The organism is Pseudomonas sp. LBUM1660, from assembly GCF_059695935.1.
In genome coordinates, this window is record NZ_CP166795.1 from 5,970,009 (window position 1) to 5,995,531 (window position 25,523).

Below are 25,523 nucleotides of genomic sequence, written 5' to 3' on the forward strand. Positions count from 1 at the left end.
GACGTTTCCCTGCGCCTTTCACTATTAAGCATTCGACTGACAAAACTTGTTCATACCCAAGATCGATCTGACAAAATTGCTGGAAGATTCCTACCCAATATCGCCTTGATAAGCGCTCATTACACTCTATGATTGAGCGTGTCACCACGAAGTGACACTTACTTTCAATTACAAGGAGTTCCAAATGAAAGCAATTACTCTGGAAGCTAACAGCATCGCCAACCTGGCTTTTCTGGTTGCCCCTAAAGCCCGCTAAGTGAATGAGGCGCTGGGGAGTGCCAGCTACCCAGCGTTTTCTATGGCATTACCCAGAGCGAACCGCCCATCATGCAGATCAGCCCTCATTTATTCATACTTCCTCGCACGCCCGGTCAAATAGTCTGGGATTACAAGAATCACAAACAGTTTGAACTGAACCTCAAGTACTCCACTCGACTGGCGGAACTTATCGACAATCCCGAGAAGTTCAATGAACGCAATACAATTGACACCCAGCTACTTGGCGCTGGAATACTGACAACGGCAACAGCAGATATTACTGAGTGGGGCTGGGACGAACTGTCGAAGATATTCCATATCGGCACCAAGAACATTCCTTGCGAACACATTCCGCAAAATATTAATGAATGGTCAAAGCAATACCTTGATCATTGCACCGACGTACTGAGCACGCCCTCGCCGAAAGCCAGGCGCTCGGAACGCCTGGCATGCGAGCTGATTACCCTGCCAAAACCTTCCTGCCTGCCGGAAGGCTCCCTGGCAAACGCCCTGGTCAATCGCAAAACCTGCCGCACCTTCACGGGGGAAGCGGTTTCCCTCGAAGCGGTGAGTACATTGCTGTACCTGTCCCTCGGTTATCTGCATGAGCGCGAAAACGACGTTGACGAAAGCATCGCCGAAAGTCTCGGCGCCCGGCGCAGCAGCCCGTCCGGTGGCGGACTTAATGCCTGCGAAGGCTTTTTGCTGGTGCAAAACGTCAGCGGCTTGCAACCCGGCGTCTACGCCTATCACCCCACCGGGCACGCGCTGAGTTTCGTTAATCCGCTGCCTCCCCAGCCTTTGGGGCAACTGATGTGTGGGCAACACTTCATCAATAACCTGCCCGCAGGCCTGTTCATCACCAGTCGATTCGACAAGCTGTGGTGGAAATATGAACACTCGCGGGCGTACCGAATGGCGTACGTCGAGGCCGGTCATATTTCCCAGACCTTTCAACTGGCGGCCACCTCGCTGGGATTGAACACCTGGCTGACCGGCGCATTGACAGATGACCAGGTCGAAGCGCTGCTGGGACTTGAGAACAGCGCAGAGCAACCGCTGTTCTTTGTCGGCTGCGGCCAGAGCGACGGGCAAGTGATGTGCAAGGAGTTGAAAGCGCTGCTGAGCAATCGGGGACCGGAACAATGACCGAGCCCCTCGTCGACATCGCATCCGCCCCCGCCTCATGGGCCCATCGTTTCACCCTTGGAGACTGGAATACCCGAGCGTCGGTGCGCATCTGCGAACACACCTACCAATTGCCCTCGGACCTGGAACGGCAACTGGAAACCCGCCACTGGTTCCCCCCGGCTTTTCTGCCTTACCTGAAGCACCCGGCGGTCGAAGCAGCCGGCAGAGCGATCGCTCATCGCCTGTCCGCCAATCATTTGGTGTATTTCCTCGACTACACCACACTGCTCGAACACCGCATCGTCAACCGATCCGTGGAAACCATCATCCACAACGAACTGGGGGTTTCCATCCCCCCACGGATGAAAACGGCCGCGCTGCAGCTCTACACCGATGAGGCTTACCACGCGCTGTTCTCCAACAGCCTCGCCGAGCAGATTGCCGATATTTACGGCATGACTGAACGCCCGGTCCTGCCCCAACGGATCGCCCGGCTGAAGGCCCTGCTCGACCGCACGCCGGACAAGCACAAAGCACTGGCGTGGTTTCTCGTCGGCTTCGTTTCGGAGACGATCATCGCCAAGGAACTACTCGACGTTTGCCGTGACACGCTGGTGAGCAGCGTTCAGGAAATGCTCAGGGACCACCTTGCCGATGAGGCAAGGCACAGTCGCTACTTTTGCGAAGTGTTCCATTATCTGTGGCTGCAATTGAGTTGCGGCCAACGCACGTTCACCGCCAGGTCGCTCCTGGAAATCCTGCTGATTTTCTTTGAAGTCGATGAACGCTGGCTCGGGGAAAGCCTGCGCAGCGCCAGCCTGAGTGAAACGTCAGTCGCGCAGATCCTTGGTGATTTGACCGGCCCGCAAGCACAGCGCCTGCGCGCACAGTCGGGTGCTGGTGCCACGCTCAACGCAATGAAAAAAGCGGGGTTCTTCGATCTGCCTGCCAATCGGCAACTCTTCTCCAAGGCAGGGCTACTTGATGAATGACGGAAAACAGGTAGCCCGGGGCGAACAACGTGACATGGTCATTCTGTTGATGACCATGACGCTGCTCGGCGTCTTTCCCCTGGATGTGGTGCTCCCCTCCTTTCCCGATCTTTCTGACTACTTTCGGACCTCACCGTCCGACATCGCCCTGTCCGTCAGCGTTTTCGCCATTGGTCTGGCGTTGTCCGTGGTGCTGGTCGGCCCTTTGTCAGATTTGTGGGGGCGCAAGAAACTACTGCTGGCCGGTATCGCGATTGCGGTGGTTGGAGCCACGGGATGTTTGGTGTCCAGCGAATACAGCTGGTTTTTGTTCTTCCGGGTGATCCAGGCCGTTGGTTGCGGATCCTTCGTCCTGTCACAGGCACTGGTTCAGGATCTGTTCGTCGGCAAGGAACAGGAGCGAATCAGAATCTGGATGGTGACCGGCGGCGGGGTGTTCATTTCGATTTCGCCGCTGCTGGGGACGTGGTTGCAATTGCAGCTAGGCTGGCAGGGCAGCTTTTTTGTGTTTATCAGCCTGGCCGTCATTGTCTGGTTTAAAGCCCTTTTTCTGCTCAGGGAAAACCCTCACCTTCATACCACGGCACATGAACGTTTTTTCAGCGCCTATTGGCGGCTGTGTTCAGATATACGTTTCATGGGGTATTGGTTGATTTCAGCCTTGGCTTTTGCCTGCCATTTCTCGTTCATCGTCATTTCACCGATCATTTTCATGGAGCGGCTGGCGTTGTCGCCTTACGCATTTGCCTGGGCGTTGTTGCTGTATGGCGTGGCCTATGTGTTTGGCGGAATTGTCGCCAGCGCTCTGCATCGGCATCTGCAGGCCAACACGCAAATAGTCATTGGTCTGGGCCTGATCGCTTTGTCAGGGCTGGTCATGTTGTGGTTGGCGGATCAGTTCGGGCTCTCTGCGGCAGCGGTGCTGATACCCATGCTGATTTGTACGGCAGGCACCACCATTGCCAGGCCCATCGCCAACTCCAAAGCCATGAGTCTCTACCCACAGAATGCCGGGACCTCTACCTCGGTCGGCGGCGTGCTGATTTTCATGTGCGGCGGCGTGATCAGTGTGGTGATCAATCTCGCTTCCGAAGACCTGACCACGGCACTCGCCGTGTGCTTCCTGAGCTTGAGTGCCACGGGTCTTGGCCTGAATGTCTTGATTACACGACGGCATCTTGCGCTGAAGGCGGGCTGAAACCTGCCAGTCGTCATCCCTCACGTTGCGCCAGCGCCGGATCAACGCTTCCCGGCATTCCCTCCTGACGCCAGCCGTGTAGAATCGCGACATTCATCGCCAGTCATCCCCCGGCGGGTTTATGAGCTCAAGCTGAAGCGCGCGGCGATCCCGCAAAGTTATCGGCAACTTCCGGACACACGGCCATTTCTGGGTGTTCCAGACGTCAATAGAAGCTCACTTCCCTTTTGATACCTGATTAGCCGCCCGGAGTGCTTCATGCCTGATTACCGCTCGAAAACGTCCACCCATGGCCGCAACATGGCCGGCGCCCGCGCATTGTGGCGCGCCACGGGGATGAAAGATGACGACTTCAAAAAGCCGATCATCGCCATTGCCAACTCGTTCACCCAATTCGTACCGGGCCACGTCCACCTCAAGGACCTCGGCCAGCTGGTCGCCCGCGAAATCGAACGCGCTGGCGGTGTGGCAAAAGAATTCAACACCATCGCCGTGGATGACGGCATCGCTATGGGCCACGACGGCATGCTCTATTCGCTACCGAGCCGCGAGATCATCGCCGACTCCGTCGAATACATGGTCAACGCCCACTGCGCCGACGCCATCGTCTGCATCTCCAACTGCGACAAGATCACCCCTGGCATGCTGATGGCCGCCCTGCGCCTGAACATCCCGGTGATCTTCGTTTCCGGCGGCCCGATGGAAGCCGGCAAGACCAAACTGGCCAGCCACGGTCTCGACCTCGTCGACGCCATGGTCATCGCCGCCGACTCCAGCGCTTCTGACGAGAAAGTCGCTGAGTACGAGCGCAGCGCCTGCCCGACCTGCGGCTCATGCTCCGGAATGTTCACCGCCAACTCGATGAACTGCCTGATGGAAGCCCTGGGCCTGGCATTGCCGGGCAACGGTTCGACCCTGGCCACCCACAGCGACCGCGAACAGCTGTTCCTGCAGGCCGGCCGCACCATCGTCGAGCTGTGCAAACGTTACTACGGCGAGAACGACGAGTCGGTATTGCCGCGCAACATCGCCAACTTCAAGGCGTTCGAAAATGCCATGACGCTGGACATCGCCATGGGCGGCTCCACCAACACCATCCTGCACTTGCTGGCCGCCGCCCAGGAAGCCGAGATCGATTTCGACCTGCGCGACATCGACCGTCTCTCCCGTCACGTGCCGCAACTGTGCAAAGTCGCGCCGAACATCCAGAAGTACCACATGGAAGACGTACACCGTGCCGGCGGGATCTTCAGCATCCTCGGCTCGCTGTCCCGTGGCGGTCTGCTGCACACCGATCTGCCGACCGTGCACAGCAAAACCCTGGCTGAAGGCATCGCCAAGTGGGACATCACCCAGACCGACGACGAAGCCGTGCATCACTTCTTCAAGGCAGGTCCTGCGGGCATCCCGACGCAAACCGCGTTCAGCCAGTCGACCCGTTGGGAAACCCTGGACGATGACCGTGAAAACGGCTGCATCCGCAGTGTCGAGCACGCTTACTCGAAAGAAGGCGGCCTGGCCGTTCTCTACGGCAACATCGCGCTGGATGGCTGCGTGGTGAAAACCGCCGGCGTCGACGAATCGATCCACGTCTTCGAAGGCAACGCGAAGATCTTCGAAAGCCAGGACAGCGCCGTTCGCGGCATCCTCGCCGACGAAGTGAAGGCCGGCGACATCGTGATCATTCGTTACGAAGGCCCGAAAGGCGGCCCGGGCATGCAGGAAATGCTGTACCCGACGTCGTACCTGAAATCCAAGGGCCTGGGCAAAGCCTGCGCTCTGCTCACCGACGGCCGTTTCTCCGGCGGCACCTCGGGCCTGTCCATCGGCCACGCATCGCCGGAAGCCGCAGCAGGTGGCGCGATTGGTCTGGTACAGGACGGCGACAAGGTGCTGATCGACATTCCGAACCGCTCGATCAACCTGTTGATCAGCGACGAAGAAATGGCCGGCCGCCGTGCCGAGCAGGATCAGAAAGGCTGGAAACCGGTGGAAAAACGTCCACGCAAGGTGACCACTGCACTGAAGGCCTACGCCCTGCTGGCGACCAGCGCCGACAAGGGCGCCGTGCGTAACAAGGCGATGCTCGACGGTCTGTAAACGTCAGTCGTAGAAATAAGAATGCCCCGCCAAGTGCGGGGCATTTTTTTGAGCAAAATTCCTCAGCCAATGGAGATCAACTGTGGGAGCGAGCCTGCTCGCGAAAGCGCCGGGTCAGTCAACATCAATGCTGAATGACCCACCGTCTTCACGCGAGCAGGCTCGCTCCTACATTGGATCTTCGATGCTTACTGAATCTCTTCGGGCTTGACGATCACCCAGTTCTTGTCCGCCGTCACCGGCAACCCTTCCTTGGCCTGTGCCGCCGCGTGCTTGGCCATCATGCCGTTAATCTGGGTCATGTATTTGTCTTTGCGGTTGACCCACAAGTGGATGCCGCCCTTGGCCACGTCGACGCTGTGGAAGAGCATGAAACCGTCGCTGGTCGGGGTGTCGCCGCCAACGAGCACCGGTTTTTTCCACTCATCGATGTAGGTCAGGATCGCCGCTTGCTTGCCCGCCATCCAGGTCGCCGGGGTCCACAGGTACGGGGTCAGTTCGAGACCGAGGTTGGCCTTCTCGTCATACTTGCCCGCGGTGATTTGCTTGCGCGCCGTGGTCAGTTCGCCGGACTTCGGGTCCTTGAGCAGCAGGCTCACACCAATCACGTTTTGCGGTTTGACGTTGTAGCCATACTTTGGATCGGAAGCGACCATGCGCACCAGCTCTTCGGAGGCGGCGGTCATCACGTAGACCTCGATGCCGTTCTCCATCAGCTTGTTGTAGAGCTCTTTCTGACCGGTGAAGATTTTCGGCGGATTGACGTCGAGGTTCTTCACCACATCGCCTTCGTAATAGGTGGCCGGCACTGGTTTGCCTGAGGCCATCAGCTCATCGACGTAGCCTTTGAGTTCCTGGAGGGTGAAACCGGAGAACACTTGCGCGACCCATGGATAGCACACCATGTCGTCGAGTTCGCAGAGGCGATAGTAGTAGCTGAACAGGCTTTCCTTATGGTCGGCGGTGTCTTTGAACGGAATCAGTTTCAGGGAGGGGTCGAGTTTCTCGCGAGTGATCAGGCCCTTGTTTTCCATGTAGGGCAGCAACGACTCTTCAAGGTCGTAGCGGTAACTGGTGTTGTCCATGTCGAACACCGCGTAGTTACCTTTGTTAGCGTTGGCCGCGATCATCGCGTCCAGCGCCTTGGCCTGATCGGCTGGCCAGTGTTTCAAATCCGTGGCGAACACCTGGCCGGCGAGGCCAAGACAGAGTGCTGCTGCGAGAAGTTTCGGTGCGAGTTTCATCGGCGGGTTCTCCCTGATCCAAAGATGTCGACGCTAACAAATAAGTGTGACAGCTCTCGCCTGCCAGCGACCGCTCACGTCCCTTTCGCGCCAAATGCATCCCCGACAGCGACACCGGCTTATTCCAAAAACGACAGTTATCAGACTTTTTTGATATTAAATCATTGGAAATCAAGCTGTTAGGCTTGCCGGTTCGCAGCTGCCCCGGAAGGTGGCTGGCACAAGTCACTTTCGGAGTTCTCATGAATCTGCCGCTGATCCTCAATCTGCTGGTGTTTCTCGCGTTACTGTTGGGCCTCGCGCAAACCCGTCACACCACCTGGAGCCTGGCGAAAAAAGTCTTGCTCGCCTTGGTGTTGGGCGTGGTGTTCGGTGTCGCTTTGCACACGATTTACGGTGCCGGCAACCCGGTACTGAAAGCCTCGATCGGCTGGTTCGATCTGGTAGGCAACGGTTACGTGCAGTTGCTGCAAATGATCGTCATCCCGCTGGTGTTCGCCTCGATCCTCAGCGCCGTGGCCCGTCTGCACAATGCGTCGTCGCTGGGCAAGATCAGCTTCCTGACCATCGGCACGCTGCTGTTCACCACCGCCATCGCAGCGCTGATCGGTATCGGCCTGACCAACCTGTTTGGCCTGACCGCTGAAGGCCTGGTGGCCGGCACCCAGGAAATGGCGCGCCTGCAAACCATCCAGACCGACTATGCAGGCAAGGTCGCTGACCTGAATGTGCCGCAGCTGCTGCTGTCGTTCATTCCGCAAAACCCGTTCGCCGACCTCGCCCGCGCCAAACCGACGTCGATCATCAGCGTGGTGATCTTCGCAGCGTTCCTCGGTGTCGCTGCCCTGCAATTGCTCAAGGATGATGTCGAGAAAGGTCAGAAAGTGATCAACGCCATCGACACCCTGCAAGCCTGGGTGATGCGTCTGGTGCGTCTGGTGATGAAGCTGACCCCCTACGGCGTCTTGGCGCTGATGACCAAAGTTGTCGCCGGTTCCAACTTGCAAGACATCATCAAGCTCGGCAGTTTTGTGGTGGTTTCCTACATCGGCCTGGGCCTGATGTTTGTGGTCCATGGCCTGCTGGTGTCGGCGGCCGGGATCAACCCGCTGCGGTTCTTCCGCAAGATCTGGCCGGTGCTGACGTTTGCCTTCACCAGCCGCTCCAGCGCTGCGACGATTCCACTGAGCATCGAAGCGCAGACCAGCCGCTTGGGCATCCCGCAATCCATTGCCAGTTTCGCCGCTTCGTTCGGCGCGACCATTGGCCAGAATGGCTGTGCCGGTCTGTACCCGGCGATGTTGGCGGTGATGGTGGCGCCCACGGTCGGCATCAACCCGCTGGACCCGTTGTGGATCGCCACGCTGGTGGCGATTGTGACCTTGAGTTCGGCCGGTGTGGCGGGCGTGGGTGGTGGTGCGACGTTTGCCGCGCTGATCGTGCTGCCGGCGATGGGTTTGCCAGTGTCATTGGTGGCGTTGCTGATTTCCGTTGAGCCGCTGATCGATATGGGCCGCACAGCGTTGAACGTCAGTGGTTCGATCACAGCCGGGGCGATTACCAGCCAGATCATGCAGCAGACGGATAAAGAGCTATTGGAAGCGGATGAGCATTCGGAGTTGGCTCACGCTTAACCCGTTCAGCGACTGAGCGGGCCTCTTCGCGGGCAAGCCTCGCTCCTACAGGATTTGTGTCGTACGCAATTTTCGCGATCAACACAAATCCTGTAGGAGCGAGGCTTGCCCGCGAAGCTTTTAGACTTTCTCCCACACCTCAAAGCTGTACGCCGGCTTGTCATCGACGGCCGGATTCGGGGTGTTGGACACCAATGTCCACTGCGTCAAATCAAACTCCGGAAACCATGCATCCCCGTCCGGGCTCAACGCCACGCGCGTCAAATACAACCGATCCGCCTGAGCCAACCCCTGCGCATACAACTGTGCGCCGCCAATCAGCATCACCTCATCGACGCCCTGCTCGTTCGCCCATTCCTGCGCACGAACCACGGCCGCCTCCAGCGACGGATAAACTTCCGCGCCTTCCAGCACCAGGTCCGCCTGACGGCTGACCACGATGTTCAATCGGCCCGGCAGCGGACGACCGAGGGAATCCCAGGTCTTGCGACCCATGATGATCGGCTTGCCGAGGGTGGTGGCCTTGAAGTATTTGAAGTCCCCCGGCAAGTGCCAGGGCATGCTGTTGTCGACGCCGATCACACGGTTTTCACCGAGGGCTGCGATCAGGCTGAGGGGGAGTGATTTAGTCATGACGGCGAGGATACCAGAGCCTCCCGTACCCCGATAAGCGCCACAGCGGTTATGCTCACAGCTCATTTGAGCGACGGGAAGGCGCGTGACTGAACTGACTCCACTGCAAAACCTCTGGCTGACCGAGACGGTGCGCCTGCGTGAAGAACACGCCGGCCCCCTGGATGATCTGGAAGCCAACCGACTGGCCCGCGGTGCCGGCGGCGACTTGCCGACGCGGATTCAGCGCCGGGCGGTGTGGCTGGCCGAGCGTGACGGCTTGGCCGACGCGCTAACGCATTGGCTGCAAGGCGCGCGACTGGCACTGATCGTCATGGCGCTGCTGGCCGTCGTCAGTGGCGCCGGCCTGGCGTTTGCCGCACTGGGTGACGGTCAGACCCCGGTGAATGTGTTCTGGGCCCTGGGCAGTCTGCTTGGGCTCAATCTGATTCTGCTGTTGAGCTGGGCGTTGGGCCTGGTGTTTGCCGGTGAACACGGCGCCAGCCTTGGACGCTTGTGGCTGTGGCTCAGCGAAAAACTCGCTCGCGATGCCAAAGCTGCGCAACTGGCGCCGGCCCTGCTGCTGTTATTGCAGCGACGCAAACTCAATCGCTGGGCGATCGGCGTGCTGGTAAACGGGTTGTGGTTGCTGGCGATGCTCAGCGCCCTGGCGATCTTGCTGATGCTGATGGCGACCCGGCGCTACGGCTTTGTCTGGGAAACCACCCTTCTTAGCGGCGACACCTTCGTCGCCATGACCCAAACCCTCGGCGCCCTGCCGGCCTTGCTCGGTTTCAGCGTGCCCAGCGTGGAGATGATCCGCGCCAGTGGCGATGCTGCGCTGAACATCGAAAGCGCCCGCCAAGCATGGGCGGCGTGGCTGGTGGGCGTGTTGCTGGTCTACGGCGTGTTGCCGCGTCTGTTGCTGGTGCTGTTCTGTCGGTGGCGCTGGACATCCGGCCAAGCCGCTTTGCACCTGGATTTGAACCTGCCCGGTTATGCCCAGTTGCGCGAACGCCTGATGCCCACCAGCGAACGCCTCGGCATCAGCGATGCCGCGCCTGCGCAACTGCATCGTGTCGAAAGCGGTGTCAGTGAACAGCAAAGCGACGGCGCGCTGCTGGTGGCCATCGAGCTGGACGATCAACGTCCATGGCCGCCGCAGCTGCCGAAAACCGTGAACAACGCCGGCATCCTCGACAGCCGCGAATCGCGCAACAAACTGCTCGAACAGCTGAGTCGTTTTCCCCCGGCACGCTTGGCGATTGCCTGCGATCCGCGTCGCTCACCGGACCGTGGCAGCCTGGCGCTGATCGCCGAACTGGCGCGCAATGCCGCCGCCACCCGTGTCTGGCTGCTGCAAGCGCCGCCCGGCGAAGCACTGGATGCCGAACGCCTCGGCGACTGGCACGTGGCGCTGCAACAGCTGGACCTGCCGTTCGCCGATTGTGTGCCCGTGAACTGGCTGGAGACCGGCCATGACTAACACTTGGAAAGCACCCTTGAAGCTGGCCGTGGTCGGCCACACCAACGTCGGCAAAACCTCGTTGCTGCGCACGCTCACCCGGGATGTCGGTTTCGGTGAAGTGTCCCATCGCCCGAGCACCACCCGCCATGTCGAAGGCGCGCGGTTGTCGGTGGACGGCGAGCCGTTGCTCGATCTCTACGACACGCCTGGCCTTGAAGATGCCATTGCCCTGCTCGACTATCTCGAACGCCTGGAACGCCCCGGCGAACGCCTCGACGGCCCGGCCCGGCTGGCCCGATTCCTCGAGGGCAGCGAAGCCCGGCAGCGTTTTGAACAGGAAGCCAAAGTGCTGCGCCAATTGCTCGCCTCGGACGCCGGTCTCTATGTGATCGACGCTCGGGAGCCGGTCCTGGCCAAGTACCGCGACGAACTGGAAGTGCTGGCCAGTTGCGGCAAACCGCTGCTGCCGGTGCTGAATTTCGTCAGCAGCGCCAGCCATCGGGAACCGGATTGGCGTGAAGCCCTGGCACGCTTGGGCCTGCATGCCCTGGTGCGTTTCGACAGCGTTGCACCGCCCGAAGATGGCGAACGTCGACTCTATGAAAGCCTCGCCTTGCTGCTGGAAAACTCACGCGAACAATTGGAGCGCCTGATCGCCGATCAACAGGCCCAACGCTTGGCCCGCCAACACAGTGCGGCGCGATTGATTGCCGAGTTGCTGATCGATTGCGCCGCGTGCCGGCGCAGCGTGGTCAGCGAAGCCGAGCAAGAACAGCAGGCCATCAGCGAACTGCGCAAAGCCGTTCGCCAACGGGAACAGCGCTGCGTTGAAGGCTTGCTCAAGCTCTACGCCTTCCGCCCACAGGACGCGGCGGCCAGTGACCTGCCGCTGCTCGATGGCCGTTGGGGCGACGATTTGTTCAACCCGGAAACCCTCAAGCAACTCGGCGTTCGGGTCGGTGGCGGCATCGCGGCCGGCGCGGCGGCCGGTGCCGGGGTGGATTTGCTGGTGGGCGGCCTGACCCTCGGCGCGGCGGCACTGGCCGGCGCAATTGCCGGCGGCGCCCTGCAAACCGCCCGCAGTTATGGCAGCCGGTTGATGGGCAAGATCAGAGGTCAGCGAGAATTGACGGTCGACGACAGCGTGCTGCGGCTGTTGGCGTTGCGTCAGCGGCAATTGCTGCAAGCGCTGAATGCCCGTGGGCATGCGGCGCTGGACAGCATCCAGGTGGCCACGCCACAGGACAAGACCTGGCGCGAAGGCAAACTGCCCGAAGCCCTGAACAAGGCCCGGGCACATCCGCAGTGGTCGTCGCTCAATCCTCATCCCAAGTTGAGTCAGGCAGAAAGGCAGGAGCAGGTTGAGGTGTTGGCGCAGCAGTTGTAAACCTTGGCAATTGTGGTGTCCGGGCTGGCCCCTTCGCGAGCAGGCTCGCTCCCACAGGATTTGTGGTGGACACAAGTTCTGTAGTCACTACGGAACCTGTGGGAGCGGGCTTGCTCGCGAAGGCGGCGCCTCGGTTTCGAGCCGTTACGCAGCCAACAGCCGCAACGCCTTGTCCTTCAAGACACCCAGATCAATCACCGGCACCCACATCTCCTTGGCCAACTCATCCCACTGGCGCATCCGCAAACTGACCTTGCATAACGGATCCTTCTCGAAGGCTTCAGCCTCTTCCGCGGTCATCACCCCGCCCTGATATTCCAGGGTCCGGCGGCTGGCTTCGCTCAATCGCTCGTAATACCCGGGCTCTTCAAGCGTCAGATAACGCTTGGCCTGGACGTGGTATTCCACCAGCCGCGCCAGGCGCTCGCTGAAACCGGCCAGACGCAAATAATCCGCACCCAACCGTTCGTGGCTGACCACACCGAAGCCGCCCATGTTCTGCGCGCTCTCGCCACAGATATGGCCGATGTCATGGAAGAACGCGGCCAGCACCACTTCATCATCAAAGCCTTCTGCCATGGCCAACTCTGCGGCCTGGGACATGTGTTCGATCTGTGACACCGGTTCGCCGATGTAGTCGGCGTCACCAAAACGCTCGTACAAACCGAACACTTCGGCGATCACTTGTTCATGACGTTCCATCAACTTTCCCCCAACAACTGCGCAACGTTGCGTTCGGCCATCGCCGGCCCGACGCTCATGCCGACACCGGTGTGCATCAGGGCCACGCTCACACCCGGCATCGGCCGCAAGAACGAGAACGGCCCCGGCCCCCGCGAACCATAGACACCCTGCCAGCGTTCGACCACCTGCACCCTGCAACCCAGCGTTTGTTCAGCGAGTTCGATCATCCAGTCATCGACCTGCTCGGCATTGAAAGGCGATGGATCGCGGCCGTAATGGTGCGAGTCGCCGATGATCAACTCACCGTAAGGCGTCGGGCTGATCAGCAGGTGGATGCCGTTTTCGTGCAAGTGCGGTGCCTCGCGCAGAATTTGCGCCTGCACCGCCGCCGCTTCCGGCAGATCGGCGAAGGCGCCGTAATGCACGCAACTCAAACCGGTGAGCAATGCGTGTTGCAGATTGAGGTTGATCTGCGGTCGGGTGCGGAGCATTTGCAGGCGGCAGATTTGCGGGTTGAGTTCGGCGATCGGCTCGGCCAGCAGCGTCTGATAATCGTGGCCGGAACAGACGATGATCTGCTCGGCGCTGAAGGATCCAGCGGTGCTGTGCAAGCGGCCGGGCTCGATGTCGCGCACCAGTGTGGAGAAGTGAAACGTGACGCCGAGTTCGCGGCGCAGATAGTCGATCAGCGCTGGAATCGCTTCACGGGAATACAGTTGCTGATCGTCCATGCCGTGCAACGCGGCAAGGTGATGGCTGAACTGACCGCCGTACAGATCGCGCAATGCAGCACCGCGCAGTAATTCGACGCGGTAACCGTGTTCCACGGCGCGGCCGGTGCAGAAAGCTTCCAGCAGGTGTTCTTCGGCTTCGTTGCGGGCGAACAAATATGAGCCGTTGCGCTTGAGTTGCAGGCCGGCCAGTTGTGCCCATTGGCCCCAGATGTCACGGCTGGCCCTGGCCAGCTCGAGCATCTGTCCCGGGGGTTGGCCGGTGACCAGTGCCTGACCGAAGTTGCGTACCGAGGCGCCCAAAGGCGTTTCGCTGCGTTCGAAAACGGTGACTTTCTGACCGCGTCGGGCGGCGGCGTAAGCGTGGGACAGGCCGAGGATGCCGGCGCCTACGATCAGCATGTCGTTGTGTTGTGTCATGAAGATAATCCCGCTTTTTGTGGCGAGGGAGCTTGCTCCCGCTGGGGCGCGTAGCGGCCCTGAAAATGGGCCTGCTGCGCAGTCCAGCGGGAGCAAGCTCCCTCGCCACAAGGTGTGAGTCAGTTACTTGGCAACCACTTTCTCGGACTTGCCGTCATAGCGCTTGCGCCACTCGGTGAGGATTTCGTCGCGATTCTTCGACGCCCAGGCGAAGTCGTTCTTGATCAAACGCTGCTCATAATCCGCCGGCAATTCAGTCTGTGGCTTGGCAATCCCCGGTTGAGCAAGCACCGCGAAGTTCTCTTTATAAAGCTCCATCGCCGCCGGGCTGGCAGAGAAGTCAGCCAGTTTCTTCGCGGCTTCTTCGTGCGGCGTGCCCTTGATGACAGCGGTCGCTTCGATCTCCCAGCCCAGGCCTTCCTTCGGCAGGATGATGTCCAGCGGAGCGCCCTGACGCTTCAACTGAACCGCCGGGTACTCAAAGGAAATACCAATCGGGAATTCGCCCGCAGCCGCCAGTTTGCATGGCTTGGAACCGGAGTGGACGTACTGGCCGATGTTCTGGTGCAGGTCGTCCATGTACTGCCAGCCCTGCTTCTCGCCGAAGGTTTGCAGCCAGGCGCTGACGTCGAGGAAACCGGTGCCGGACGAGGCCGGGTTGGGCATCACGATCTTGCCTTTGTACTCAGGCTTGGTCAGGTCCTGCCAGCTCACGGGCTTGGTCAAACCCTGCTTTTCGGCTTCGACGGTGTTGAAGCAAATGGTTGCGGCCCAGACGTCCATGCCGACCCACGCTGGCGGGTTGGCGGCGTCGCGGTAGTTGCCTCCGATCTTGCCCAGGTCCTTCGGCGCATAGCTTTGCAGCATGCCTTGCTGATCGAGAATCGCCAGGCTCGACGCCGCCAGGCCCCAGACGGCATCAGCCTGTGGGCGGGCTTTTTCCGCCAGCAACTTCGCGGTGATGATCCCGGTGGAATCGCGCACCCACTTGATCTCAATGTCCGGGTTGGCCTTTTCGAAGGCTTCTTTGTAGGTCTTCAGTTGTTCGGCTTCGAGGGCGGTGTACACCGTCAACTCGGTTTGCGCCGCAAAGGCGTTCAGGCTGAAAGCGGTGAGGACAGCAGCGGCCAGGGCCATAGGCTTGAACATGATCTTTTCCTGTTTGAGTTGAGGGCTTTTGGGTTGAGAGCTTTTATGGGAGCTTTTATGGGGACAGATTTATTTACCAGGAGCGGTCTGCCGCCAGGCCTGGGAACGGCGCAGCAAACCGCGCGAAGCCCAGGCCAGCAGCAGGGACACGCCCGCCGAGGTGAACAGAATCAGGGTCGACATCGCCGCCGCGCCGCCGACGTTGCCGGCGTCGTCCATGTTCAGCACCGCCACCGCCGCGAGGATGGTGTCGGGGCTGTAGAGGAAGATCGCCGCCGAGACAGTGGTCATGGCCGAGACGAACAGGTAGCGCACGATGTCCAGCAGCGCCGGCAGGCAGATCGGCACGGTGACGCGCAGGTAATGCCGATACAGAGGCGCCTTGAGCGACAACGCGGCGGCTTCGAACTCGGCGTCGAGTTGGCGCAGCGCCGTGGTCGCGGTCATTTGCGCGGTGGTCAAATAGTGAGCAATGGTGCAGACCACCAGCAGGGTCATGGTCCCGTAGAGCACATGCAGCGGGTTGCCGGTGAGGTTGAAGAAGAAAACGTAACCCAGGCCCAGCACCAGACCCGGCACCGCCATCGGTACGAAACTGAGCATGCGCAAGGTCAGGTTCAGCCCACGCTGGCCCTTGGTTTTTTCCATCAGGTACGCGCCGGTGAAGATCAGCACGCTGCCAATCAACGCCGTGCACAAGGCCATCTTCACGCTGTTGCCATAGGCCAGCCAGCCACCGCCCGCCGTATCGTTGAACTGGTAATGATTGAGCGACAGCGACAGGTTGTACGGCCAGAATTTCACCAGCGACGAATACACCGCCATGCCGAACACCAGCAGCAACACCGCGCAGATCAGCAACACGATGGCCAGGTAGCAGCCGTCCCGCCATTTCGACGGCGCCGGTTGAAACACCTGAGCCCGGCCGCTCATGGAGTCGCCGTGACGTCGACGCAACCAGGCATCTACCCCGAAACTGAACAGCGCCGGCAGCAGCAGGACCATGCCGATCAACGCGCCGCGCCCGAATTGTTGCTGACCGACCACCGCCTTGTAGGCTTCCAGCGCCAGCACTTGATAGTCGCCACCGACCACCACGGGCACGCCGAAGTCGGTGATGGTCAGGGTGAACACCAGACAGAACGCCGCGAACACGGCCTGACGGGTCGCCGGCCAGGTGATGCTGCGAAAGGCTTTGGCCGGACTGGCGCCCATGCTGGAGGCGGCATCGAACAGTCGCGCATCGGCCAGGGAAAGGGCCGACAGCAGAATCATCAACGCGTGTGGGAAGGTGTAGATGACCTCGCCGAGCACAATGCCCCAGAAGCCGTAGATATTGTCCGAGAGCAAACCACGCAACATGCCCTGATTGCCGAACAGATAGACCAGCGCAATCCCCGGCAGCATCGACGGTGCCATCAGCGGCAACAGCGAAATCCCGCGCCAGATACCTTTGCCGGGAATCAACGTGCGTTGCAATGCGTAGGCAAACAGGTAGGCCAGCGGTACGACAATCGCCGCGACGCTGAGGGACACTTTCAGGCTGTTGCCGAGCAACCAGTGGAAATTGGCGCTGGTCACCAATTCACGAGCGGCGACCCATCCACCGCCCTGCCCTGCTTCCGAACTGAAGCCGCGCCAGAAAATCGCCAGCAATGGCATCAACACCGCGAGGCCGAGCAACCCCAGTAAAAGGACTTTGCCGCCGACCACGAACACCCGGTCGCCGATCTCGGCACGGGAGGTCTGCCGAACCTGCTTGCGCGGTATCGGCAGCGCGATGTTCGCGCTCATCAGGCAAACACCTGCAGGCTGCGCGGCGGCAAGGCGACCATGATCTGCTGCGCGCCCAGACGCGGCATGGCTTCCGGCGCCAGTTCCGCCAGCAGCGCATGACCCGGCAGTTGATCGAGTTCGAAGCTCATGCGGCAGCGGTTGCCGAGGAAGGTGATCTCGCGGACCTTGGCCGGGAACAGGTTTTCTTCATGCACCGGCGGGTTGACGTTGATCGCTTCCGGGCGGCAGAACAGGCGGCCCGACGTGGTTTTAGCGCTGCCATCGGCCAGGCGCATGCTCATCCCGCCGACCTGGGCGTGGCTGTCGCTGCTGCGGCTGAATGGCAGCCAGTTACCCTGGCCGACAAACTCCGCCACAAACGGCGTGGCCGGGCGGTCGTAGATGTCCTGCGGCGTGGCGTACTGCTCGACCTTGCCGTTGTTCATCACGGCGATGCGGTCGGCCATCAGCATGGCCTCGTCCTGATTGTGCGTGACCATCAGGGTGGTGACGCCGAGGTTGCGCTGCAGTTGGCGCAGTTCGGTGCACAGATGCTCGCGAACCCGGGCGTCGAGGGCCGACATGGGTTCGTCCAGCAACAGCAACGATGGCGCGGGCGCTAAGGCCCGAGCCAGCGCGACACGTTGCTGTTGACCACCGGACAGTTGGCCGGGGTACTTTTTCTCACTGCCGGTCAGGCCGACCAGTTCCAGCATCTGACCCACGCGCTTGCGCACTTCATCGCGACCGCTGCCGGCGAGGCCGTAGGCAATGTTCGCTTCGACCGTGAGATTGGGGAACAGGGCGTAGGACTGAAAGAGGATGCCGTAGTCCCGGGCCTGGGGTGCCAGGTGGGAAACGTCGCGATCGCCGAGGTACAACTCGCCGCTGTCCTGTTTCTCCAGGCCGGCGATGCAACGCAGCAGGGTGGTTTTGCCACAACCCGACGGGCCCAGCAGGCACACCAGCTCACCGGCCGCCACGTCGAGGGAAACATTGTCCAGCGCGGTGAAGGCGCCAAAGCGTTTCTGCACACCGCGCACCTTCATCGGGGCGCCGGGATTGGTCAGGGCAGTTGCGATCGAGTGGTTCATGGACAGTCCTCATCAAGCAGATGAAGCCATCCTAGGTTTGTAATGCGTCCGTCATGTGGCAGTGAGGCAAAAACGGCTGATAGTGGTATTCAAGGATTTGTGTTCAAAGTTACAGCTGATGTGGCGATTGATCTGACGACTTCGCGGGCAAGCCTCGCTCCTACAGGTGATCGCATTTCCCTGTAGGAGCGAGGCTTGCCCGCGAAGAGGCCGGCACAGGCAACACAAAAATCAGGCCGGGGCCATTTCCTGCGCCAACCCCAGAAACGCCGCCGGCAGCCGTGCGCTTTTTCGCTCTTTGAGGCAATACAGATACTCGGGAATCTGCGGCGCATTCTCTATCGTCAGCACGCGCAATTGCGGGTCATGCGGCACTTCCTGTCGGGCAATGATGCTGATGCCGATGTTGCGCAGCACCGCCTCACGGATCGATTCACGGCTGCCAATTTCCAACAGCGGCCCGAAACTCACCCCCGCGCTGGCCAGCAACTCTTCGGTCAATCGCCGAGTGGTCGAGCCCGACTCGCGCATCAACAGGGTATGCCCGGCCAAGGCACTCAGAGGAACATGGTCGTGAATTGCCAGCGGATGATTGCGATGCACCGCCAACACCAGCGGATCGCTGCCGAGCACCCGCCGAATCAGCCGCGCATCGTCGAGCAACTGCGACGACGCCGCGACATCCACCCGGTAATCCTCCAGCGCTTCCAGCACTTGTTGGGAGTTGCCAATTTCCACCGACACTTCCACTTGCGGCAAGCGCTCACGAAAGGTCTTCACCAAGTCGAGGATGTAATACGGCGCCGTCGCGGCGATACGTAACGTGCCCTGGACCTGGCCGCTGTTGCGCAGGAAAAACTCAATCTCGGCTTCCTGCTGCAATAGCGCCTTGACCATCGGCAACAACCGCGCGCCTTCATCGCTGACGCTGAGGCGGCGCCCACCCCGAAAGAACAGTTCAACCGAGTACTGGCTTTCCAGATTGCGAATCTGGGTCGTTACGGTGGGTTGGCTCAGGCCGAGCTTTTTCGCCGCCAGGGTAATGCTGCCCAGGCGGGCAACCATGTAAAACGCCTTCAGCTCGGCACTCAGCACACCCGCTCCTCATCGCTTATTTGCGCAACAGGCGCAAACCGTTGAACACCACCAACAGGCTGACGCCCATGTCGGCAAATACCGCCATCCACATGGTGGCGATCCCGGCGAAGGTTACCCCAAGAAAGATCGCCTTGATGACCAAAGCGAGGGCGATGTTCTGTTTGAGGATGCTAGAGGTTTGCCGCGACAGACGGATGAACGCAGGAATCTTGCGCAGATCGTCGTCCATCAGGGCGACATCGGCGGTCTCGATGGCGGTATCGGTACCGGCGGCGGCCATCGCGAAACCGATCTCGGCCCGGGCCAGCGCCGGCGCATCGTTGATGCCATCGCCGACCATGCCGACGTGGTGGCCCTGTGCATAAAGTGCTTCGATGGCTTGCAGCTTGTCGGTCGGCAGCAGATCACCCTTCGCCTCGTCGATGCCGACTTGCGCGGCAATCGCCTGAGCGGTGTGGACGTTGTCGCCGGTCAGCATCAGGGTTTTGATGCCCAGGTCGTGCAGTTGCTGGATCGCTTCGCGGCTGGACTCTTTGACCGTGTCGGCCACGGCGAACAGCGCCAACGGGCCGGACTTGTCGAGCAACAGCACCACGGACTTGCCCTGTTTTTCCAGCGCAAACAGCTTCTCTTCCAGCTCGGGCGAGCAAAGGTTCAGCTCTTCCACCAGACGATGGTTGCCCAAGTGGTAGACCTGGCCGTTGATTTCCCCGCGTACACCGCGACCCGCCAGCGCTTCAAAGTTATCCACAACCAGTGTCGCGAATTGTTTATCCACAGCCGCATTGGCAATGGCCAGCGACACCGGGTGATCCGAGCGACCGGCCAGCGCTGCCGCAATCGCCGGGGCGGTTTCGTCAGCGGTTGGATCAAGCGACAAATAATCGGTCTGCACCGGTTTGCCGTGAGTGATCGTGCCGGTCTTGTCCAACGCCAGGTAATCGAGCTTGTAACCGCCCTCCAGATAAACACCGCCCTTCACCAGGATGCCTTTTCGCGCCGCCGCCGCGAGGCCGCTGACGATGGTCACCGGGGTAGAGATAACCAGTGCGCACGGACAGGCAACGACCAGCAACACCAACGCCCGGTAGATCCAGTCGAACCACAATGCGCCCATGAACAGCGGCGGAATGACCGCTACGGCCAAGGCAAAGATGAATACAGCCGGGGTGTAGATTTTCGAAAACTGATCGACGAAACGCTGGGTCGGCGCCCGTGCGCCCTGTGCCTGCTCCACGGCGTGGATGATCCGCGCCAGAGTCGAGTTATTGGCCGCAGCAGTGACGGAATATTCCAGAGAACCTGCCTGGTTGATGGTGCCGGCGAAGACCTTATCGCCCACCGTCTTCTCGATCGGCAGACTTTCGCCGGTGATCGGCGCCTGATCGATGGTCGAACTGCCCGACACGACTTCGCCGTCCAAGCCAATCCGCTCGCCGGGACGCACCCGCACTCGTGCACCGAGTTCGATGGTTTTGACGTCTTGCTCGACCCAACGGCCGTCGGCTTGCTGCACCGTGGCCTGTTCCGGGGCCATCTGCATCAGGCCGCCAATGGCGTTGCGCGCCCGGTCCAGCGACTTGGCTTCGATCAACTCGGCCACGGTGAACAGGAACATCACCATCGCCGCTTCCGGCCATTGCCCGATCAGAATCGCGCCGGTCACCGCGATGCTCATCAAGGCGTTGATGTTCAGGTTGAGGTTCTTGAGTGCGATCCAGCCTTTCTTATAAGTGGTGAGGCCGCCACTGAGGATCGAAATCAGCGCGATGATCGCCACCACCCAGTCCGGCGCGGCGTTGGTGAAGTGGATCACTTCTGCCGCCAGCGCACCCACGCCGGACAGCGCCAGGGGCCACCAGTGCTTTTTCTCGGGGATCGGCGCTGGCGCTTCGGTGCCCTGCTCCATCGGTTCGGCCACCATGCCCAGCGACTTGATCGCCTCGATAATCGGCGCAGTGCTCGGCAGGTCATGGGTCACGCCCAGGACTCGATTGATCAGGTTGAATTCCAGTTGCTGCACACCTGCCAGCTTGCCCAGTTTGTTCTGGATCAGCGTCTGCTCGGTCGGGCAGTCCATGGCGTCGATGCGGAAGCTGCTCAGCCGGGCGCCGTCGGTCGGCGTGTCGCTCAACTTGATCAGCGAAGGCGCTGCCGCCTTGGAGGAACAGCAGGAATCGCCGTGCCCGCCATGGTCATGCTTCTGCACAGGCTGCAGCTTGTGGCTGTGATCGTGATCGTGATCGTGATCGTGATCGTGATCAGCCTCGGGTTTGTGGGTGTGAAGGGAATCGCTCATTGATTGCGTCCATGAAGGTGCCTGTTGCCAAGTAAAGACCCTGTAGCCACTATAGGGTCAAGCACCCTTTTGGAGATTGCCGTCATGAAGATCGGAGAACTGGCGAAACTCACCGACTGCGCCGTCGAAACCATCCGCTATTACGAGCGCGAAAGCCTGCTGCCGGAACCGGCCCGCAGCGACGGCAACTACCGTGTCTACACCCAGGCCCACGCCGAACGCCTGACCTTCATCCGCAACTGCCGGACCCTCGACATGACCCTCGAAGAGATCCGCAGTCTGCTGGCCTTGCGCGACAGTCCGCAGGATCAGTGTGAAAGTGTGAATGCGTTGATCGACGAGCATATCCATCACGTGAAGGCGCGGATCGATGGGTTGTTGGCGTTGCAGGCACAACTGCTCGACCTGCGCCAACGCTGTGGCGAGGGGCCGGACATTGATCAGTGCGGGATTTTGCAGCGGCTGGAAGTGAGTGGCGGGGTTGTGGCGACGGAAGTCGAGCATTCCCATGTCGGCCGCAGCCACGGCCACTAAGCACACCATAAAACCAAATGTGGGAGCGAGCCTGCTCGTGATGGCGGCCTGACAGACAACATCAATGCTGAATGTCAGGGCCCCATCGCGAGCAGGCTCGCTCCCACATTAAGTCAGCGGTGGTTCTTTAGACCGCCATCGGCGCGGTCATCGGTGGGTGATGCTCATAACCCTCAAGCGAGAAATCGCTCGGCTCGATCAACTCCAGCCACTCCGGCTGATAAACACCGGTCTTGGCAAACTCCGGCACACGGTCACTGATCACCAGTTTCGGCATCGGGAACGGCTCGCGCTTGAGCTGTTCGTTGAGCATGTCCAAATGGTTTTCGTAAACGTGGGCATCACCAATGAAATAGGTGAACCAGCGCGGTGTGTAGCCGGTCAGTCGGCCGATCAGGCTCAGCAGCGCGGCGCCTTCGGTGAGGTTGAACGGCGTGCCCAGGCCCAGGTCGTTGGAGCGGATGTAGAGCGTCAGGGAGATTTCCTTGGTCTCGACATTCGGGTGGAACTGGTACAGCAGATGGCACGGCGGCAAGGCCATTTCATCGAGCTGCGCCACGTTCCAGCCGTGGAACAGGATACGGCGGCTGCCCGGGTCCTTGATGATGGTGTCAACGCACTGGCGGATCTGGTCGATCGCCTTGTACAGCACCACGTAGGCCTGGCCGTCTTCTTCGCCTTCGGCGATTTGGCGGTAGCCTTGGCTCAGGGTCTGTTCGATGGCGGCCTGGTTGCTGACCGGGATCTGCTTGTACGCCGGCCATTTGCGCCATTGCACGCCGTAGATTTCGCCAAGGTCGTCTTCACCCTGACGGAACGGATTGGCCAGCCATTGCGCGTTTTCGTTGGCGTTCTGATCCCAGACCTTGCAGCCCAGGGCGCGGAATTCGGCGGCGTTGTTCACGCCCCGCAGGAAACCACACATCTCGCCGATGGCCGATTTGAAGGCCATCTTGCGCGTGGTGATCGCCGGAAAACCTTCTTTCAGGTCATAACGCAGCATCGCGCCCGGAAAGCTGATGGTGTTCACGCCGGTGCGGTTGGCCTGTTTGGTGCCGTTCTTGATGACGTGGGCGACCAGTTCGAGATATTGCTTCATGAGTTACCTGTGTCCTTGAACCCGGGGTCGTCACCCCGGGATTCGAATTTATACGGCCGCCGCTGGAGTCGCCGGAGCGCGGTGGTACGCCAGCCAGATCAGGAACAGCCCGCCGACGATCATCGGGACGCAAAGTACCTGGCCCATGGTCAGCCAGTTCCAGGCCAGATAGCCCAGTTGCGCGTCCGGTACGCGGACGAATTCGACGATGAAACGGAAGATGCCATAGAACAGCGCGAACATCCCGGACACCGCCATGGTCGGCCGCGGCTTGCGCGAGAACAGCCATAGAATGGCGAACAGCGCCACGCCTTCGAGCGCGAACTGGTACAGCTGCGACGGGTGACGCGCCAGTTGCGCCGGATCGGTCGGGAAGACCATCGCCCACGGCACATCGGTTGCCTTGCCCCACAACTCGGCGTTGATGAAGTTGCCGATGCGCCCGGCGCCCAGGCCGATCGGCACCATCGGTGCGACGAAGTCCATCAGCTGGAAGAACGACTTGCCGTTCTTTTTACCGAACCACAACGCCGCCAACATCACGCCGATGAACCCGCCGTGGAACGACATGCCGCCCTTCCACACTTCGAAAATCAGCGTCGGGTTGGCCAGGTAAGCGTGCAGATCGTAGAACAGCACATAGCCCAAGCGGCCGCCGACAATGACCCCCATCGACATCCAGAAGACCATGTCGGAGAGTTTCTCCTTGGTCCAGGTCGGGTCGAAACGGTTGAGCCGGCGCGATGCCAGCAGCCAGGCGCCGCCGATGCCGATCAGGTACATCAGACCGTACCAGTGGATTTTCAGCGGACCGATGGCCAGGGCCACCGGGTCGATCTGCGGGTAAGGCAGCATTGCGACTCCTTGTTGAAAGTTGAAACCAGAATTCCCGGGCGACGCTGCCACCTCAGGATTAAGCCAGCATTGCGAGCTAGAGCAGGAAGCTCAGGCCTACGCAGAACAGCAAAGCCGCGAACAGCCTTTTCAGCAACTTCGGCGACAGCTTGTGGGCCAATCGCGCACCGAGACGGGCGAACACCATGCTGGTCAGGGCAATCCCCAGCAGCGCCGGCAAATAGATAAAACCGAGACTATGGGCCGGTAGCAAGGGATCGTGCCAGCCCAGAATCATGAAACTTAATGCACTGGCCAAGGCGATGGGCAGACCGCAAGCCGACGACGTCGCCACCGCTTGCTGCATCGGCACGCTGCGCCAGGTCAGGAACGGTACGGTCAACGAGCCGCCGCCAATGCCGAAAATCGCCGAGGCCCAGCCAATCACACTGCCGGCCACGGTGAGACCGAGTTTGCCGGGCACCGTTCGGCTGGCCTTGGGTTTGACGTCCAACGCCAGTTGCGCGGCGATGATCAGCGCAAACACGCCGATGATTCTCTGCAGGTTCGGGCCGGAGATCGCTTCAGCCGTCAGCGCACCAAAACCGGCGCCCATCAGAATACCCACGGTCATCCACACGAAAATCGGCCAACGCACCGCGCCGCGACGATGATGTTCGCGGACCGCATTGACCGACGTAAAGATGATCGTCGCCAGGGAAGTGCCGACCGCCAAGTGGGTCAGGATCGACGCATCGAAGCCCTGCAAGGTGAAACTGAACACCAGCACCGGGACGATGATGATCCCGCCGCCAACCCCGAACAGCCCGGCCAGCACGCCTGCGCAGGCGCCCAGCGCCAGATAGAGCAGAAATTCCATGGACGATCCCAATGCTTAGCCCAAACCGGAGCGGCATGGTAACGGATGCGTGGCCTCGGGCTCCACTGCGGATGGCAATGGAACGACAGGCGACGACTGCGTAGAGTGGGCAAAAAACACACTAGGACCACCTTATGTGCCTGATTGTTTTTGCCTGGCGACCGGGGCATGCCCAGCCGCTGATCGTGGCGGCCAACCGCGACGAATTCTATGCCCGGCCCAGCCAGCCCCTTGCGCAATGGCCGCACGCACCGAGCGTCTACGCCGGGCGCGACCTGGAAGCCGGCGGCACCTGGCTCGGCATCGGTGCCAATGGACGTTTTGCTGCGCTGACCAATATTCGTGATCCACATCAGCCACCCTCGCGAAAAACGCGAGGTGAGCTGGTGGCGGGTTTTCTTCTGGGCAGCATGTCGATTGATGATTACTTAAGCGACGTTGTCGGACGCTCGCTGGAATACGCCGGATTTAATCTGCTGATCGGCAATGCAAACGAACTGTGGCACTTCAATGCGCGGGAGTCTGAGGCGGTGATGCTGGTGCCTGGGGTCTATGGGTTGTCGAATGCCGGGTTGGATACGCCGTGGCCGAAACTGCTCAAGGCGCGGGCGGCGCTGGAGGAAGTGCTGGTGGATCCGCAGCCAGAAGCGTTACTGGCGTTGCTGAATGATCCGCAGACCGCACCATTTGCCGAGCTGCCGGATACCGGCGTGGGTCTGGCGACCGAGTCGTTGTTGTCGAGTGTGTTTATCGCCAGCCCCACGTATGGGACGCGGGCGAGTACGGCATTGATTGTTCAGGCGGATGGGACACGGCATATGGTCGAACGGAGTTTCGGGCCGTATGGGGGGCATTTGGGGGAAGTGGAGATCAAGATTTGAAGGCTAGCGATCACCTGTGG

The 25,523-nt window shown here is 60.5% G+C and carries 21 protein-coding genes; 9 read left to right on the forward strand and 12 right to left on the reverse strand.

From position 1 onward, the window contains the following. Positions 1–327: 327 nt before the first annotated feature. The 4 genes from ACA068_RS27785 (at position 328) to ilvD (ending at position 5,679) form a co-directional block, all read left to right on the forward strand. Positions 328–1,407 (forward strand): SagB family peptide dehydrogenase, encoded by a 1,080-nt coding sequence (locus ACA068_RS27785; RefSeq protein ID WP_497306167.1) that lies wholly within the window; start codon positions 328–330, stop codon positions 1,405–1,407. After that, complete coding sequence (locus tag ACA068_RS27790) at positions 1,404–2,381, forward strand: diiron oxygenase (protein WP_497306168.1); 978 nt, start codon at positions 1,404–1,406, stop codon at positions 2,379–2,381. Before ACA068_RS27785 ends, ACA068_RS27790 begins: the two co-directional genes overlap by 4 nt. After that, complete coding sequence (locus ACA068_RS27795) at positions 2,374–3,579, forward strand: MFS transporter (RefSeq protein ID WP_497310676.1); 1,206 nt, start codon at positions 2,374–2,376, stop codon at positions 3,577–3,579. Before ACA068_RS27790 ends, ACA068_RS27795 begins: the two co-directional genes overlap by 8 nt. Before the next feature lie 258 nt (positions 3,580–3,837). After that, positions 3,838–5,679 carry a dihydroxy-acid dehydratase gene (ilvD, locus tag ACA068_RS27800; protein WP_497306169.1) on the forward strand — a complete coding sequence of 614 codons (1,842 nt, stop codon included), beginning with the start codon at positions 3,838–3,840 and terminating at the stop codon, positions 5,677–5,679. A 188-nt stretch (positions 5,680–5,867) separates the two neighbouring features. On the opposite strand, the gene ACA068_RS27805 is transcribed toward ilvD, so the two are convergent. After that, positions 5,868–6,923: an HAD family hydrolase gene (locus ACA068_RS27805; RefSeq protein WP_497306171.1), complete on the reverse strand. Its 1,056-nt coding sequence runs from the start codon at positions 6,921–6,923 to the stop codon at positions 5,868–5,870. A gap of 242 nt (positions 6,924–7,165) precedes the next feature. On the opposite strand from ACA068_RS27805, the gene ACA068_RS27810 reads away from it, so the two are divergent. Then, a complete protein-coding gene (locus ACA068_RS27810; protein ID WP_497306173.1) occupies positions 7,166–8,557 on the forward strand; it encodes an L-cystine transporter in 1,392 nt (463 codons plus the stop codon). Between the two features lie 120 nt (positions 8,558–8,677). Here the strand turns inward: ACA068_RS27810 and ACA068_RS27815 are convergent, their stop codons facing one another. Then, the gene (locus tag ACA068_RS27815; protein WP_497306175.1) at positions 8,678–9,190 is read right to left on the reverse strand and encodes a dihydrofolate reductase; all 513 of its coding nucleotides are present in this window, start codon (positions 9,188–9,190) and stop codon (positions 8,678–8,680) included. 85 nt (positions 9,191–9,275) lie between these two features. Here ACA068_RS27815 and ACA068_RS27820 point away from each other — a divergent pair, with 85 nt between their 5' ends. Both ACA068_RS27820 and ACA068_RS27825 read left to right on the forward strand, forming a co-directional pair. After that, entirely contained in the window at positions 9,276–10,655 is a 1,380-nt protein-coding gene (locus ACA068_RS27820) for a DUF2868 domain-containing protein (protein WP_497306177.1), read from the forward strand. After that, positions 10,648–12,024, forward strand: coding sequence for a GTPase/DUF3482 domain-containing protein (locus ACA068_RS27825; RefSeq protein WP_497306179.1), 1,377 nt, complete (start codon positions 10,648–10,650; stop codon positions 12,022–12,024). The genes ACA068_RS27820 and ACA068_RS27825 overlap by 8 nt, the downstream gene beginning before the upstream one ends. 144 nt (positions 12,025–12,168) lie before the next feature. On the opposite strand, the gene ACA068_RS27830 is transcribed toward ACA068_RS27825, so the two are convergent. The 7 genes from ACA068_RS27830 to ACA068_RS27860 all read right to left on the reverse strand — a co-directional run bounded on the left by ACA068_RS27830 (position 12,169) and on the right by ACA068_RS27860 (position 21,275). After that, positions 12,169–12,726, reverse strand: a complete 558-nt coding sequence (locus ACA068_RS27830; protein WP_497306181.1) for a phosphonate degradation HD-domain oxygenase — start codon at positions 12,724–12,726, stop codon at positions 12,169–12,171. Further along, positions 12,726–13,859 carry a TIGR03364 family FAD-dependent oxidoreductase gene (locus tag ACA068_RS27835; RefSeq protein WP_497306183.1) on the reverse strand — a complete coding sequence of 378 codons (1,134 nt, stop codon included), beginning with the start codon at positions 13,857–13,859 and terminating at the stop codon, positions 12,726–12,728. The genes ACA068_RS27830 and ACA068_RS27835 overlap by 1 nt, the downstream gene beginning before the upstream one ends. A 123-nt stretch (positions 13,860–13,982) precedes the next feature. Next, a complete protein-coding gene (locus tag ACA068_RS27840; RefSeq protein ID WP_497306184.1) occupies positions 13,983–15,008 on the reverse strand; it encodes a putative 2-aminoethylphosphonate ABC transporter substrate-binding protein in 1,026 nt (341 codons plus the stop codon). Positions 15,009–15,077: 69 nt separating this feature from the next. Beyond that, positions 15,078–16,802 carry a putative 2-aminoethylphosphonate ABC transporter permease subunit gene (locus ACA068_RS27845; protein ID WP_497306185.1) on the reverse strand — a complete coding sequence of 575 codons (1,725 nt, stop codon included), beginning with the start codon at positions 16,800–16,802 and terminating at the stop codon, positions 15,078–15,080. Continuing rightward, entirely contained in the window at positions 16,802–17,878 is a 1,077-nt protein-coding gene (locus ACA068_RS27850; RefSeq protein ID WP_010466754.1) for a putative 2-aminoethylphosphonate ABC transporter ATP-binding protein, read from the reverse strand. The genes ACA068_RS27845 and ACA068_RS27850 overlap by 1 nt, the downstream gene beginning before the upstream one ends. A gap of 231 nt (positions 17,879–18,109) precedes the next feature. Next, on the reverse strand, positions 18,110–18,973 hold the full coding sequence (locus ACA068_RS27855) for a LysR family transcriptional regulator (protein WP_497306187.1): 864 nt from the start codon (positions 18,971–18,973) through the stop codon (positions 18,110–18,112). A 16-nt stretch (positions 18,974–18,989) separates the two neighbouring features. Beyond that, positions 18,990–21,275 carry a heavy metal translocating P-type ATPase gene (locus ACA068_RS27860; protein WP_497306189.1) on the reverse strand — a complete coding sequence of 762 codons (2,286 nt, stop codon included), beginning with the start codon at positions 21,273–21,275 and terminating at the stop codon, positions 18,990–18,992. Positions 21,276–21,359: 84 nt separating this feature from the next. On the opposite strand from ACA068_RS27860, the gene cadR reads away from it, so the two are divergent. After that, the gene (gene cadR, locus ACA068_RS27865) at positions 21,360–21,809 is read left to right on the forward strand and encodes a Cd(II)/Pb(II)-responsive transcriptional regulator (RefSeq protein ID WP_497306190.1); all 450 of its coding nucleotides are present in this window, start codon (positions 21,360–21,362) and stop codon (positions 21,807–21,809) included. Between the two features lie 127 nt (positions 21,810–21,936). On the opposite strand, the gene ACA068_RS27870 is transcribed toward cadR, so the two are convergent. The 3 genes from ACA068_RS27870 to ACA068_RS27880 all read right to left on the reverse strand — a co-directional run bounded on the left by ACA068_RS27870 (position 21,937) and on the right by ACA068_RS27880 (position 24,622). After that, on the reverse strand, positions 21,937–22,908 hold the full coding sequence (locus ACA068_RS27870) for a thymidylate synthase (RefSeq protein ID WP_438661234.1): 972 nt from the start codon (positions 22,906–22,908) through the stop codon (positions 21,937–21,939). A gap of 48 nt (positions 22,909–22,956) precedes the next feature. Further along, entirely contained in the window at positions 22,957–23,763 is an 807-nt protein-coding gene (lgt, locus tag ACA068_RS27875; RefSeq protein WP_497306192.1) for a prolipoprotein diacylglyceryl transferase, read from the reverse strand. 76 nt (positions 23,764–23,839) lie between these two features. After that, a complete protein-coding gene (locus ACA068_RS27880; protein WP_497306193.1) occupies positions 23,840–24,622 on the reverse strand; it encodes a sulfite exporter TauE/SafE family protein in 783 nt (260 codons plus the stop codon). A 134-nt stretch (positions 24,623–24,756) separates the two neighbouring features. Here ACA068_RS27880 and ACA068_RS27885 point away from each other — a divergent pair, with 134 nt between their 5' ends. Then, entirely contained in the window at positions 24,757–25,503 is a 747-nt protein-coding gene (locus tag ACA068_RS27885) for an NRDE family protein (protein WP_497306194.1), read from the forward strand. The last annotated feature ends 20 nt before the right edge of the window (positions 25,504–25,523 follow it).

Coding starts and splice junctions, on each gene's coding strand:
- ACA068_RS27785 (WP_497306167.1), top strand. CDS start 328: ATGCAGATCAGCCCTCATTTATTCATACTTCCTCGCACGCCCGGTCAA.
- ACA068_RS27790 (WP_497306168.1), top strand. CDS start 1,404: ATGACCGAGCCCCTCGTCGACATCGCATCCGCCCCCGCCTCATGGGCC.
- ACA068_RS27795 (WP_497310676.1), top strand. CDS start 2,374: ATGAATGACGGAAAACAGGTAGCCCGGGGCGAACAACGTGACATGGTC.
- ilvD (WP_497306169.1), top strand. CDS start 3,838: ATGCCTGATTACCGCTCGAAAACGTCCACCCATGGCCGCAACATGGCC.
- ACA068_RS27805 (WP_497306171.1), bottom strand. CDS start 6,923: ATGAAACTCGCACCGAAACTTCTCGCAGCAGCACTCTGTCTTGGCCTC.
- ACA068_RS27810 (WP_497306173.1), top strand. CDS start 7,166: ATGAATCTGCCGCTGATCCTCAATCTGCTGGTGTTTCTCGCGTTACTG.
- ACA068_RS27815 (WP_497306175.1), bottom strand. CDS start 9,190: ATGACTAAATCACTCCCCCTCAGCCTGATCGCAGCCCTCGGTGAAAAC.
- ACA068_RS27825 (WP_497306179.1), top strand. CDS start 10,648: ATGACTAACACTTGGAAAGCACCCTTGAAGCTGGCCGTGGTCGGCCAC.
- ACA068_RS27830 (WP_497306181.1), bottom strand. CDS start 12,726: ATGGAACGTCATGAACAAGTGATCGCCGAAGTGTTCGGTTTGTACGAG.
- ACA068_RS27835 (WP_497306183.1), bottom strand. CDS start 13,859: ATGACACAACACAACGACATGCTGATCGTAGGCGCCGGCATCCTCGGC.
- ACA068_RS27840 (WP_497306184.1), bottom strand. CDS start 15,008: ATGTTCAAGCCTATGGCCCTGGCCGCTGCTGTCCTCACCGCTTTCAGC.
- ACA068_RS27845 (WP_497306185.1), bottom strand. CDS start 16,802: ATGAGCGCGAACATCGCGCTGCCGATACCGCGCAAGCAGGTTCGGCAG.
- ACA068_RS27850 (WP_010466754.1), bottom strand. CDS start 17,878: ATGAACCACTCGATCGCAACTGCCCTGACCAATCCCGGCGCCCCGATG.
- ACA068_RS27860 (WP_497306189.1), bottom strand. CDS start 21,275: ATGAGCGATTCCCTTCACACCCACAAACCCGAGGCTGATCACGATCAC.
- cadR (WP_497306190.1), top strand. CDS start 21,360: ATGAAGATCGGAGAACTGGCGAAACTCACCGACTGCGCCGTCGAAACC.
- ACA068_RS27870 (WP_438661234.1), bottom strand. CDS start 22,908: ATGAAGCAATATCTCGAACTGGTCGCCCACGTCATCAAGAACGGCACC.
- lgt (WP_497306192.1), bottom strand. CDS start 23,763: ATGCTGCCTTACCCGCAGATCGACCCGGTGGCCCTGGCCATCGGTCCG.
- ACA068_RS27880 (WP_497306193.1), bottom strand. CDS start 24,622: ATGGAATTTCTGCTCTATCTGGCGCTGGGCGCCTGCGCAGGCGTGCTG.
- ACA068_RS27885 (WP_497306194.1), top strand. CDS start 24,757: ATGTGCCTGATTGTTTTTGCCTGGCGACCGGGGCATGCCCAGCCGCTG.